Consider the following 13,151-nt stretch of genomic DNA (forward strand, 5'->3'; position numbering starts at 1 on the left):
AGTCAGCAGGTGTTCCTCAGTCGCGCGCGCGATCCGCGGCGGACAGGCGCGCGAGCAGCTCCGCCAGGTCGCGGCGCACCACGGGGGCCTCGAGCGCGTCGCGGTCGGCGGCGTCGTAGGCCGCCGCGAACGCCTCGATCTGGCGGTGCAGCTCGGCTCGGGATGCACCGCGGGCGACCGGCTCGAGGCGCTGCGCCAGGCGGAGGCCGGCGCGGACGACGAGCGGCTGATCCAGCGCATAGGCGCGCAGGGCGAGGTAGACCTCGGCGAGGAGATCGGCCGCCGTCGGCCAGGTGCAGAACAGGCGGGCGACGCCGTCGGCGTCGCGGAAGCGGGTGCGCGGGCCGTCGCCCCGACAGAGCTCGACGAGCGCGCCGGTCAGGGCGTCGAGCGCGCTGACCGCGGTGTACGGGTCGTTGGTGCCGGTCGCCAGGCCGCGGACGCCGATCTCGACGACCTGCTGCACGGCGTAGCGGAGGTCCTGGTGCGGAGTGCGCGCGTCGGCGATCACGACCGCGGCGAGCGCCGCCTCCGCCAGGTCTCCCGAGCCGTCGCCCCCTCGGACGACCTCGAGCACCGGGTCGCCGGCGAGCACGTGGTCGCCGGGCTGGGCGAGCACCCGCAGCACCGCGTCGTGGCGGGTGCCGAGCGCGATCAGGCGCTCCAGCTCCAGCTGCTCCACGTAGCCCGCGCGGGGCGCCGTCAGCACGACGCCGCCGGCGGGGAACGGCTCCTCGCGCGGGTCCCGCTCACCCTCGCCCGAGAGCTCCGCGATGACGTCCTCGAGCTCGCCGAGCACGCGCTTCTGCAGCGTGGTCACCTGCACCGACAGCGCGATGTGGTGGATGAAGTAGACGAGCACGGCGACGTCGCCGACGGCCAGCACCACCGCGAAGCCGACCGCGACGACCGGCACGAAGGCGAGGGTCGCGTCCTCCTCGGTGTGCACCGAGCGCAGCACGATCAGCGAGTAGAGGAACGTCGAGGTGAGGACCGCGAGGACGACCTGGTTGCCGCGGTCGGCCATGAAGTTGCGGACCAGCCGCGGCCCGTAGGCGGAGGACGTGGTCGCGAGGACCGAGATCGTGATCGAGAACGAGGTCGCGGCGACCCCGAGCATCGTGCCGCCGATCGCGGAGAGGATCGCCCGGCCGCCGGTCGCGGAGAGGTCCTCGACGAGCGGGAGGTCCTGTATCCCGGCGCGGATCAGCAGGCGGTCGAGCTCGATCAGCCCGAAGGCCAGCACGATCGCGAGGACGCCGAAGAGCGTGGGCAGGAACCAGAACGATTCGCGGGCGTGCAGGAGCCGGGAGCGCATCCTCGAAGGCTAGACGGGTGGGGTCTCCTCCATGCTGATCGAGTAGCCCTCGGAGAGGGCGTATCGAGATCCGGCGTTCTGGAGGACGTGGGTCTCGATACGCCCCTCCGGGGCTACTCGACCAGCATGAAGAGGAGCCCCTCCGGATCAGCAGGAAGGGGCGACCAGGAAGGCCTACGGGACGATGACCGCGCGGCCGCGGACGGTGCCGTCGTGCAGGTCCGCGTAGGCCTGGGGGGCGTCGTCGAGGGCGTACTGCTGCACCTCGACGTCGATCCGGCCGGCCTTGGCGAGCTCGAAGACCTCGATCAGCTCGCTGCGCGAACCCCAGTAGGGGATCCGCAGGGCCGCGTCGTAGGCGATCGTGCCGAAGCCGACGGTCGCCTGCCCGCCGCCGATGCCGACGATGGTCACGTCCGACTCGACGGCCGCGACCGCCGTGGCGGTCGCGATGGTCGGGCCGGCGCCGACGAAGTCGAACACGGCGTCCGCGCCGAGCCCACCGGTGATCTCCCGGATCTTCTCGGCGGCGGAGGCGTCGCTGATCAGCGTGACGTCGGCTCCGACGTGCTTCGCCAGCTCGAGCTTCTCCTCGCTCACGTCGAGCACGATCACCGTCGCGCCGGAGAGCGCCTTGAGGATCTGGATGCCGACGTGGCCGAGCCCGCCCGAGCCGATGACGACGGCGCAGGTGCCCGCGCCGAGCTTCGGCAGGCTCCGCTTGATCGCGTGGTACGGCGTGAGGCCGGCGTCGGTGAGCGAGACGTTCTTCACCGGATCGAGGTCGCCGATCGGGATCAGGTGGCGGACGTCGTCGACGATCATGTACTCGGCCATCGAGCCCTGATTGCCGAGCCCGGGCGGGCGGATGCCCTCCGCCTCGGCGTTGGTGCAGTAGTTCTCCGCGCCGCGCGAGCAGTTGAGGCAGTGACCGCAGCCCCACGGTCCGTAGACGGCGACGGCCTCGCCGATCTGCAGGCCCGTCTCGACGCCGGGGCCGAACTCCTCGATCACGCCCGCACCCTCGTGGCCGAGGGTCAGCGGCAGCGGGTAGTGCTGAGCGAGGTAGTGCTCCTCGGGGAGGCTCATCACGTAGTCGTCGGAGTGGCAGACGCCGGCCGCGGTCACCCGCAGAAGGATCTCGCCCGGACCGGGCACGGGCTTCTCGATCTCGACGACCTCGGGGGCCTGTCCGACGGTGGTGTAGCGCAGTGCCTTCACGATTCCTCCTTCGCCGGGCCGCGCTCCGCGCAGTCCGACATCTGTCTGCTATCGGGTGCGCTCCCAGTATCCGCCGCGCTCCGCGATCGCGGTCGGGCGACCGGGGAGGGTTGACCATCGGCACCCGCGCAGTGTCGGAGCCGAGCCGTGGTGTATCCATGGGGTGGCCGGGAGGCCGACCACCCCGGGACGACGGAAGGCGCTCGACATGGCACCACCGCGCAGGAAGGCGACGCTCGAGTCCGTCGCCGAGCGCGCCGGCGTCTCGCTCAAGACGGCGTCGAACGCCGTCAACGGCACGGGCCGGATGGCCGAGGGCACCCGGGAGCGCGTCCGGGCGGCGGTCGAGGAGCTCGGCTACACGGTGAACGTCGCGGCCCGCAACCTCACCCGAGGCCGGACCGATGCGGTGACGCTCGCGGTGCCGACCCTGAAGGCGGTCTACCTCGCCGAGCTGGCCGAGGCGGTCATCGAGACCGCGCGCGACATGAATCTCGTCGTCTCCGTGACGACCTACCCCGACGACGGCGGCGACGGCTCGCGCCGGCTGCTCGAGCGGTTCAACTCGCAGCTCACCGACGGCCTGCTGCTCTCGCTGTCCGAGCACGAGACCCTCGACCGCTCCGCGCTCGACGTCGAGTACCCCCTGGTCTGCCTGGGCACCCGCGACACCTACGAGCTGGTCGACCGCGTGACGACCGACGACGTCGCCGACGCGCGCGCCGCCACCGCCCACCTCCTCGAGCGGGGCAGCACGACCCTCGCCGTCGTGGGCGCGCACGCCCCCTTCGACGCCGGGCGGATCGGCTCCGCCCGCGAGGGCAACGCCGAGCTGCGGCTGCGCGGCGTCTTCGAGGAGCTCGCCGCCGCGGGCCGGACCCTCGACCCGCGGCTGGTGGGCGTCACCGGCTACGACTGGACGATCGGCTCCGGCTTCCGGGTCGCCCGCGGTCTCGTCGAGGCGGGGGTGCCGTTCGACGGCCTGGTCTGCTTCAACGACGTCCTCGCCACCGGCGCGCTCTCGGCGCTGCGCGAGGGCGGTCTGCGCATCCCGGACGAGGTGCAGGTGATCGGCTTCGACGACGTCGAGGAGTCGGCGTTCCTGTCCCCGCCGCTCACCTCGATGGACTCCCGCATCGAGTGGATCGCCCGCACGGCCCTCGAGCGGCTGGTCGCGCGCATCGACCGGGTGGACACCCCCGTGACCACCCTCTTCGCCCGGTCGCAGGTCGTCGCCCGCGGCACGACCCGCTGATCAGCGAAAAGTCTCCTTGCCCTCGCAGGATCCTCCAGGCTAGATTCGCGTTCGTGGTACAGCGCTGTACCACGGTGGACCTGCGATGACGGAGGCACGACATGACGCGTACGACGACGAGGCGGCTCCCCGCCCTGATCGCTGCTCTGCTCGCCGGGCTGCTCGTGCTCACCGGCCAGTCGCCCCTCGCCGGGCAGACCGCCGAGGCGGCCGAGATCCGGACGACGACGGTGGCCTTCACCGAGACCACGACCGTCCGCGGCACGCCGAACGCCACCTTCTACGAGGGCGCCTGGTCGAAGAACAGCACGCACACCTGGGCGACCGGCGGCGCGGCCTTCGAGATCGCCTTCACCGGCGAGACGGTCGCCCTCTCGGGTCGGAAGGCCACCACCAACGGCACCGCGGACGTCTTCGTCGACGGGGAGAAGATCGGCTCGGCCGATTACCGCGGCGCCCGATCGACCACGACGGTCCCGATCGCGAGCTTCACCGGCCTCGCCCCCGGCGAGCACGTCCTCCGGGTCGTCACGGTCGGCTTCATCAACCACGCCTCCGCCGAGTTCACCAGCACCGTGCTCGTCGACGAGCGCGCCCGCCTCGCCGCCGCGCTCGACCGGGTGAGCGCCCTCGCCGCTCCGGACTTCACCGCCTCCTCCTGGGCCCCCTTCTCGGCCGCCGTCGCGACCGCGACCGCCGCCCGCGACGACGCCGCCTCGACCGACGCCGCCCTGCTGGCCGCCCGCAGCGACCTCGAGACGGCCGAGACCGGCCTCGTCCGGATCTCCGGGCTGCGCGAGCGGCTCGACGAGTACCGCACCCGCGTCCCCTCCGCCTACACGGCCGCGTCCTGGGCGCCCTTCGCCGCGGCGACCGTCACTGCGGGCGAGGTCCTCGACGACTCCGGAGCGAGCGCCGCGGCCGTCGTCGCCGCGAAGAACGGCCTGCAGACCACCGCCGCCGCCCTCGTCCCGCTCGCCGACGGCACCCTCGAGACCATCGAGAACAACCGGTTCTGGCTCGACACCGCGGGCGATCCGATCTTCTCCCAGGGCGGCGGGATCTTCCGCTTCGGCGACCGCTACTACTGGTACGGCGTCGAGTACACCGGCTCGCAGCTCTACTACGACTCCCCGACCCGCGCCTACACCCGGGCCGGCGAGGGCGACTTCGTCGCGGTGACGGCGTACTCCTCCGAGGACCTCGTGCACTGGACGTTCGAGAACGACGTGGCGACCCGGGACACCCGCCTCGACATCCCCGCCTCGAAGGACGTCTCCGGCACCTACTTCTCCGACATGGAGACGCTCGCCGACGCGGTCTGGATCGGCCGCCTCGGCGTCGCCTACAACGAGCAGACCGGCAAGTACGTCCTGCTCACCCAGTTCGAGAGCCCCGACCCCGCCCGCGTCACGAACGCCGGAGTCCTCTTCCTCAGCGGCGACTCGCCCGTCGCCGACTTCGAGTACGCGAACCTGCAGACCCACATCCCCGGCGTCTACCGGAACCCGAGCAAGCCCGGCTGGGAGCAGGGCACCGGCGACCAGACCGTCTTCACCGACGACGACGGCGCGGACTACCTCGTCTTCTCCTACCGCGACGGCCGCAGCCGCACCTACGTGGGCCGGATCAGCGACACCGATTCGCTCTCGGTCGAGACGGCCGTCGAGGTCTACCGCGGCGCCGGCCGCGAGGGCAACGCGATGTTCAAGCTCGACGGCCAGTACTACGTCGCGAGCTCGGACCTGCACGGCTGGAACACCTCGCAGACCTACCTCGTGCGCTCGCTGGAGGGGCGGATCCAGGGCCCGTACTCGAGCATGTACGTGCTCCCCGGCACCGAGAAGGACTACAGCCACGTCACCCAGAGCGGCTTCTTCCTGACGGTGCAGGGCACCGAGCAGGACACCGTGATCTACGCCGGCGACCGCTGGGCCGACTTCGCCTGGAACGGCCTCGGCTACAACCAGTGGCTGCCGCTCAGCGGGACCGGCGCGGACGTCCGCTTCGAGTCGCTGAGCGAGTGGGATGTGAACGCCCGCTCCGGCGAGTGGCAGGTCGGCGCCGGCAACAACTGGATCCTCAACCCCGACTTCGCCGCCGACCGGATCCCGGTGACCGCGATCACCGGCTGGACGCAGACGACCGACCCCGCCTCCACCACCACCGCCTTCGTCTCGAACCCCTCGCCCGGCGCCGACGGCTCGCGCTTCGCCCTCCGGCTCGGCGCGGCGCAGGCCTTCTCGGGCGGCGTGCAGCAGCAGGACGAGGTCCCCGCGGGCGTCTACACGCTGTCGCTCCGCGCGGACCGGCCGGGAGGACTCGACTCCGCGCGGATCGTGGTCACCGGGGCCGACGGCGTCGAGCACCGCACCGAGATCCCCGCGACGAGCGGCTGGGCCGACGTGCGCTCGGCGGAGTTCTCGCTGCCGGCCGGCACCGCCACGGTCGCGATCCTGGCGAGCGGCCCCGGCGGCGCAGGACTGACGGTCGACGCGCTGGCCCTCCGCCGCCAGGCCGCGGCCTCCTGGTCGGCGGGGTCGGTCTACCAGCAGGGCGACACGGTCCTCTTCCAGGGCTCGCTCTGGCGGGCGTCGTGGTGGACGAGCAACCAGACCCCCGGGGACCCGAACGGCCCGTGGCAGCAGCTCGCGACCGCGCCCGACGGCACCGCCGTCTGGACGGCCTCGCGGATCTTCGACACCGGCGACGTCGTCGTCCACCAGGGCCAGCGCTACCGCGCGAAGTGGTGGACCCGCAACCAGGCCCCGGGCGACCCGTACGGGCCCTGGCAGCCGCTCGGCTGAGCCCGAGCGCCCCCTCTCCTCCCTCCCGCAGCACCACTGTCCTCTCTCCCGCAGCACCACTGCATCCGCAGCAGCACTGCACTCCGCAGCAGCACTCTCCACCCACACAGAAGGAACGAATCCGTGCGAAGAAGCTCCAAGAAGTTCACGACCGTCGTGGCCGTCTCCCTGCCCCTCGTCCTCGCCCTCAGCGCCTGCGCGGCCGGGGGCGGCGGCGGTGGCGACAGCGCCGGCGGAGGCGACGGCGACGAGACGCTCAGCGTCTGGGCCTGGGACCCGCTGTTCAACATCGCGGCCCTCGAGGAGGCCGAGAAGATCTACCAGGAGGACCACCCCGACTTCGAGCTGGACATCATCGAGACCCCCTGGGACGACCTGCAGCCCAAGCTGACCACCCTCGCGCAGTCGCAGCAGTACGGCGAGCTGCCCGACGTCTTCCTGATGCAGAACAACGCGTTCCAGAAGAACCTCGTCAACTACCCGGAGATCTTCAGCGAGCTGCCCGAGGACGCCGTCGACTTCGCGGAGTTCCCCGAGGCGGTCACCGCCTACTCGACCGTCGACGACGTGCACTACGGCGTGCCGTTCGACTCCGGCACCGCGGTCACCGCGCTGCGCACCGACGTCCTCGAGGCGGCCGGCTACACGATCGACGACTTCACCGACATCACCTGGGCCGACTTCCTGACCAAGGGCAAGGACGTCCTGGCGAAGACCGGGTCGCCGCTGCTCTCCGGTCAGGCCGGCTCCTCGGACATGATCATGATGATGCTGCAGAGCGCCGGAGCCAGCCTCTTCGACGACGAGGGCGACCCGACGATCACCGACAACGACGCGCTCCTCGCCGCGATCGACGTCTACAAGCAGCTCGTCGAGTCCGGCGTCTTCGTCGAGGTCAACTCGTGGGACGAGTACCTCGGCACCTTCGTGAACGGCTCCGTCGGCGGCACCATCCAGGGCGTCTGGATCGTCGGCTCCATCCAGTCCGCGGAGGATCAGGCCGGCGACTGGGCGATCACCAACGTCCCCTCGCTCGACGGCATCTCCGGCGCGACCAACTACACGGCCAGCGGCGGATCGTCCTGGGCGATCAGCGCGAACGCCGACGTCGACCTCGCGGCCGACTTCCTCGCCTCGACCTTCGCCGGCTCGACCGAGCTCTACGACACGATCCTGCCGACGTCGGGCGCCGTGGCGAACTGGCTGCCCGCCGGATCCTCGACGGCCTACGAGGCGCCGAACGAGTTCTTCGCCGGCCAGCCGATCTTCGCCGAGGTCGCCGAGTTCGGCGCCGAGGTGCCGAGCAACAACACCGGCGCGTACTACTACGAGGGCCGCGACGCCGTGAGCGCCGCGATCACCCAGATCATCGGCGGTGCGGACCCCGCGTCGGCGCTGGAGGAGGCGCAGAAGAACGTCGAGTTCGCCATGAGCTAGGGCTCGCCGCGAGCCGGCGTCACCGCGAGCCGGCTCGCACCCCGGGCCGGGGAGGACTCCTCCTCCCCGGCCCGTCCCTCCCCGTCCCTCTCCCTTCCGAGAATGCGAGCCCGCCCGTGTCGACCTCCGCCCCTCCGCGCCCGCGCCTGCGCGTCCCACCCCGGCCGCAGCGCGATCTCCGCAGCCGCCCGATCCGCCTGACCGGCGAGCGCCGCCGCAGCCTCACCGGCTGGGCCTTCCTCCTGCCGGCGGCGCTGCTGATCTTCCTGGTCAGCTTCCTGCCGATGATCCAGGCGTTCCTGCTCTCGCTGCAGACCGGGCGCGGGGCGAACCTCAGCTACGCGCAGCCGTTCTGGCTGAACTACGAGCGACTGCTGCAGGACGAGATCTTCCGGCTGACGCTGCAGAACACCTTCATCTACCTGATCATCCAGGTGCCGGTGATGCTGATCATGGCGCTCGTGCTCGCCAATGTGCTCAACAGCCGGAACCTCAAGTTCAAGACCTTCTGGCGCACCGCGATCTTCCTGCCGTGCGCCGTCTCCCTCGTCGCGTACTCGCTGGTCTTCCGCACGATCTTCGCCAACGACGGCTTCGTCAACGACGTGCTGATGGGCATCGGCCTGATGGACTCGCCGATCAACTGGCTCGGCAATCCCGACACCGGCCGCTTCGTCATCATCCTCGGACTGCTCTGGCGCTGGACCGGCTACAACATGGTCTTCTACCTGGCGGCGCTGCAGAACGTCGACTACTCGAGCATCGAGGCCGCGCGGATGGACGGCGCGAGCGCGCTGCAGACCTTCTGGCACGTCACGATCCCGCAGCTGAAGCCGATCATCCTGCTCACCGCGATCATGTCGACGAACGGGACGCTGCAGCTCTTCGACGAGTCGTGGGCGCTGACCCGAGGCGGTCCGGCCTACACGACCATGTCGATGTCGCACTACCTCTACGAGGTCTCGTTCCTGAAGAACCCGAACTTCGGCTACGCCTCCGCGCTCTCCTACGTGATCCTCCTCCTCGTCGCGGTCCTCGCGTTCGTCCAGCTGAAAGTCGGTGACAAGCGTGATTGAGCGCGTCAGCACCCTGCCCGCGATCGAGGACGTCGAGTCCGTCGCCCCGAGCACCACCGTGCCCGTCCGCACGGCGCCCTTGTCCTCGCGGCTGCGCGGTCTGCCGAAGTACCTCTTCCTCTCGGTCTTCGCGGTCTTCTCGATCTTCCCGCTCTACTTCATGGCCGTCTCGGCCACGAACACCAGCCAGGACGTGCTCGACTCGCGGATGCTCCCTGGCCTGGCGCTCTTCGACAACCTGGCCGGTCTGCTCGAGCTGCAGGACGTCGGTGCGGCGCTGTGGAACTCGACGACCGTCGCGGTGGGCACCACCGTGCTCGCGCTGATCGTCTGCTCGATCGCCGGCTACGGGTTCGAGGTCTTCCACTCGCGGGCGAAGGACCTGGTGATGGCGGTCCTCCTGATCGCGATCATGATCCCGTTCGCGGCCACGATGATCCCGCTCTTCCAGGTCTTCGCCGAGGTCGGGATGATCAACTCGCTCGCCGCGGTCATCATCCCGGCGGTGTCCACCCCGTTCCTGATCCTGCTCTTCCGCCAGGCCTCGCGCTCGTTCCCCTACGAGATCATCGAGGCCGCGCGGATCGACGGGGTCAGCGAGCTCGGGATCTTCGCCCGGATCTACCTGCCGTCGATGCGCTCGACCTATGCCGCGGCCGCCGTCATCACCTTCATGACCGCCTGGAACAACTTCCTCTGGCCCAAGGTCATCCTGGTCAACAACGACTTCCAGACCATGCCCATGCTGATCTCGAACCTCAGCGCCGGCTACGTCGTCGACTACGGCGTGCTGATGCTCGCCGTCTTCCTCGCCTCGGTGCCCACCGTCATCGTCTTCATGATCCTGCAGCGCTCCTTCGCCGAGGGCATCACGGGAGCGATCAAGTGAGCCTCGCGGAGCTCCCGGGCGCCGCCGCGCCTGCTGCCGTGTTCGACCTCGCACGGCTGTCCGACCCCGGCTTCTTCGCCGAGAACCGGCGGCCGGCCCACTCCGACCACCGCTGGTTCCGCTCCGAGGAGGAGGCGCAGGCCGGCGTCAGCTCGTTCGAGCAGTCGCTGAACGGGCTGTGGCGGATCCACTGCGCGCCCCGGCCGGCGGACGCGCCGGCCGGCTTCGAGCGGCCGGAGTTCGACGCGGGCGACTGGGAGCTGATCCCCGTGCCCGCGCACCTCCAGCTGCACGGCCACGACCGCCCGCAGTACGTGAACACGCAGTACCCCTGGGACGGGCGCGAGAGCATCCTGCCCGGGCAGGCTCCCGAGCGCTTCAACCCGACGGCCTCCTACCGGACGACCTTCGAGCTGGACGCGCCGCTCGCGCCCGGCGAGCGGATCGCGCTCGACGTTCGCGGCGCCGAGAGCACGATCGCCCTCTGGCTGAACGGTGTCTACCTCGGCTTCTCGGCCGACAGCTTCTCGCCCGCCGAATTCGATCTGACGGACGCGCTGCTCCCCGGCGAGAACCTGCTCGCCGCGCAGGTGGTCAAGTGGAGCGCCGGCTCGTGGCTCGAGGACCAGGACTTCTTCCGCTTCTCCGGGATCTTCCGCGACGTCGTGCTGCTGCGCCGCCCGCGCGCGCACGTCGAGGACCTCCGCGTGCGGACGACGGTCGACGACGAGGGCGCCGAGGTCGCGGTCGAGCTGCGGCTCGACGGGGCGGGCTCGGCGACGGTCGAGCTCGACGGCGTCGGCCCGCTGCGGCTCGACCCGGACGGCGTGCACCGCCTCCGGCTCGCGGAGCCGCGGCTGTGGAGCCCCGAGGACCCGCACCTGCACCGCCTGACGGTGCGCGTGCGGGACGCGGACGGCGCCGTGACCGAGGTGATCCCGCAGACCGTCGGGCTCCGCCGCTTCGCGATCGAGGACGGCGTGCTCAGCCTCAACGGGCGGCGGGTCGTCTTCCGCGGGGTCAACCGGCACGAGTTCGGCCTGCAGGGGCGCGTCGTCGACCGGGCGCAGACGGAGGAGGACCTCCGGATCCTGAAGCGGGTGGGCGTCAACGCGATCCGCACCAGCCATTACCCGAACAACTCCTACTTCTACGACCTCGCCGACGAGTACGGCTTCCTCGTGATCGACGAGATGAACCTCGAGACGCACGGGCTGTGGGACCGCGTCCGATACCTCGACGCGCCGCTCGCCGAGTCGGTGCCCGGCGACGACGGCCGGTGGGCCCCCGCGCTGCAGGACCGGGCGCGGAGCCTGCGCGAGCGCGACAAGAACCACCCGAGCGTGGTGATGTGGTCGCTCGGCAACGAGTCGTTCGGCGGCACCGTCCTCCGCGATCTCGCCGACTGGTTCCGCGCGGTCGACGACCGGCCGGTGCACTACGAGGGGGTGCACTGGGACTCCCGCTACCCCGAGACGACCGACGTGGTCAGCCAGATGTACACGCCGGCGGCGGAGATCGAGCAGTACCTCGCGGAGCACCGCGACAAGCCGTTCCTGCTCTGCGAGTACGCGCACGCCATGGGCAACTCCTTCGGCGCGGTCGACCGCTACCTCGACCTGGCCGAGCGGGAGCCGCTCTTCCAGGGCGGCTTCATCTGGGACTTCGCGGACCAGGCCGTCGCGATGACCGACCGGCACGGGGTGCCGTTCCTCGGCTACGGCGGCGACAGCGGGGAGTCGCCGCACGACGGCGACTTCAGCGGCAACGGGATCCTCTTCGCCGACCGCACGCCGACGCCGAAGCTGCAGGAGGTCGCGCACCTGTACCAGCCGTTCCGCGTCGACGTCTCGGCGCCGGAGATCGTGATCGGGAACCGGCTGCTGGCCACCGCGTCCTCCGCGTACGCGGCGGTCGTCGTGCTGCGGCGGGAGGGACGGGTGCTCGCGGAGCGGGAGCTCGCGACCGATGTCGCGCCGGGTGGGTCCTCGAGCTTCCCGCAGCCGGTGCCGCTGCCCGAGCTGCCGGGCGAGTACACGCTCGACGTCGAGCTGCGGCTGCGCGAGGACACCCGCTGGGCGGCGGCGGGGCACGTCGTCGCGCGCGGGCAGCACGTGCTCGAGGTCGCGGCGGGGAGTGCGCGGCCGGAGCACGCGCCGCGGCCGGAGCTCATCGACGGCACCCACAACGTGGGCGTCGTGGGCGAGCACTTCAGCGTCCTCTTCTCCCGACTGCACGGCGGGCTGATGTCGTACCGCTGGGGCGGCGGGCCCGAGGGCGGGCGCGAGCTGCTCACCTCGATCCCGATGCCGTCCTTCTGGCACGCGCCGACCTCGAACGAGCGCGGCTGGGGTGGACCGTTCGAGGACGGACAGTGGCTGCTCGCGAGCCGGTACGCGCGGGCCGCGGGCGAGGCGCTGCGGACCGCGCGGGTGTCCGTCGACGAGCACGCGGTGACGGTCGGCTTCCGCTACGAGCTGCCGACCACGCCGCGGGCGGTCTGCGACGTCGACTACCGGGTGACGGGCGACGGGCGGATCGAGGTGACCCTCGCGATGACGGTGCCGGACGGACTGCCCGGTCTGCCCGAGTTCGGGATGCAGCTGACCACCGGCGCCGATGCCCACCGGCTGCGCTGGTACGGCGACGGACCGGACGAGTGCTACTCCGACCGCCGGCTCGGCGCGCGGCTCGACGTCTGGGAGAGCGACGTCGCGCGCGAGCTGACCCCGTACCTCAAGCCGCAGGAGTCGGGCAGCCGCACGGGAGCGCGCTGGGCCGAGGTGACCGACGACGGGGGCTTCGGCCTGCGGGTCGACTGCGCCGGCGGGATGGAGTTCTCGGCCCTGCCGTGGACGCCGTACGAGATCGAGAACGCGCAGCACCCGAACGAACTGCCGCCGGTGCAGCGCACCGTGCTGCGCCCGGCGCTGCGGCGGCGCGGCGTCGCGGGCGACGACTCCTGGGGCGCGCGCCCGCACCCCGAGTACGAGGTCCGTCCCCTCGACGGGCGTCTGGAGTTCCGCTTCGGCCTGACCGGCGTCTCCGCGGACTGACGGCGCGGGTCTCGATACGCCGCTGCGCGGCTACTCGACCAGCGTGCTGGCGCGCCCCCTGGTGGTCGCGCGATTCATGCTGGCCACGCGAT

Annotated in this window: 8 protein-coding genes; 6 read left to right on the forward strand and 2 right to left on the reverse strand. The window is 71.3% G+C overall.

Translation table 11 applies throughout. The features are described from left to right. Positions 1 to 16: 16 nt before the first annotated feature. The gene (locus tag HRK28_RS07555) at positions 17 to 1,318 is read right to left on the reverse strand and encodes a DUF2254 domain-containing protein (protein WP_173250875.1); all 1,302 of its coding nucleotides are present in this window, start codon (positions 1,316 to 1,318) and stop codon (positions 17 to 19) included. Positions 1,319 to 1,492: 174 nt separating this feature from the next. Beyond that, a complete protein-coding gene (locus tag HRK28_RS07560; RefSeq protein WP_173250876.1) occupies positions 1,493 to 2,539 on the reverse strand; it encodes an NAD(P)-dependent alcohol dehydrogenase in 1,047 nt (348 codons plus the stop codon). 208 nt (positions 2,540 to 2,747) lie between these two features. Here HRK28_RS07560 and HRK28_RS07565 point away from each other — a divergent pair, with 208 nt between their 5' ends. The 6 genes from HRK28_RS07565 to HRK28_RS07590 all read left to right on the forward strand — a co-directional run bounded on the left by HRK28_RS07565 (position 2,748) and on the right by HRK28_RS07590 (position 13,059). Then, complete coding sequence (locus tag HRK28_RS07565) at positions 2,748 to 3,794, forward strand: LacI family DNA-binding transcriptional regulator (RefSeq protein WP_173250877.1); 1,047 nt, start codon at positions 2,748 to 2,750, stop codon at positions 3,792 to 3,794. Between the two features lie 101 nt (positions 3,795 to 3,895). Then, entirely contained in the window at positions 3,896 to 6,601 is a 2,706-nt protein-coding gene (locus HRK28_RS07570; RefSeq protein ID WP_173250878.1) for a carbohydrate-binding protein, read from the forward strand. Positions 6,602 to 6,724: 123 nt separating this feature from the next. Continuing rightward, positions 6,725 to 8,038: an extracellular solute-binding protein gene (locus HRK28_RS07575; RefSeq protein ID WP_173250879.1), complete on the forward strand. Its 1,314-nt coding sequence runs from the start codon at positions 6,725 to 6,727 to the stop codon at positions 8,036 to 8,038. A 116-nt stretch (positions 8,039 to 8,154) separates the two neighbouring features. Further along, positions 8,155 to 9,114, forward strand: a complete 960-nt coding sequence (locus HRK28_RS07580) for a carbohydrate ABC transporter permease (protein ID WP_244231747.1) — start codon at positions 8,155 to 8,157, stop codon at positions 9,112 to 9,114. Next, the gene (locus HRK28_RS07585; RefSeq protein ID WP_244231746.1) at positions 9,107 to 10,003 is read left to right on the forward strand and encodes a carbohydrate ABC transporter permease; all 897 of its coding nucleotides are present in this window, start codon (positions 9,107 to 9,109) and stop codon (positions 10,001 to 10,003) included. The genes HRK28_RS07580 and HRK28_RS07585 overlap by 8 nt, the downstream gene beginning before the upstream one ends. Further along, positions 10,000 to 13,059 carry a glycoside hydrolase family 2 TIM barrel-domain containing protein gene (locus HRK28_RS07590; protein WP_367948357.1) on the forward strand — a complete coding sequence of 1,020 codons (3,060 nt, stop codon included), beginning with the start codon at positions 10,000 to 10,002 and terminating at the stop codon, positions 13,057 to 13,059. The genes HRK28_RS07585 and HRK28_RS07590 overlap by 4 nt, the downstream gene beginning before the upstream one ends. The last annotated feature ends 92 nt before the right edge of the window (positions 13,060 to 13,151 follow it).

Source organism: Rathayibacter sp. VKM Ac-2835 (assembly GCF_013266705.1).
Lineage (GTDB): Bacteria > Actinomycetota > Actinomycetes > Actinomycetales > Microbacteriaceae > Rathayibacter.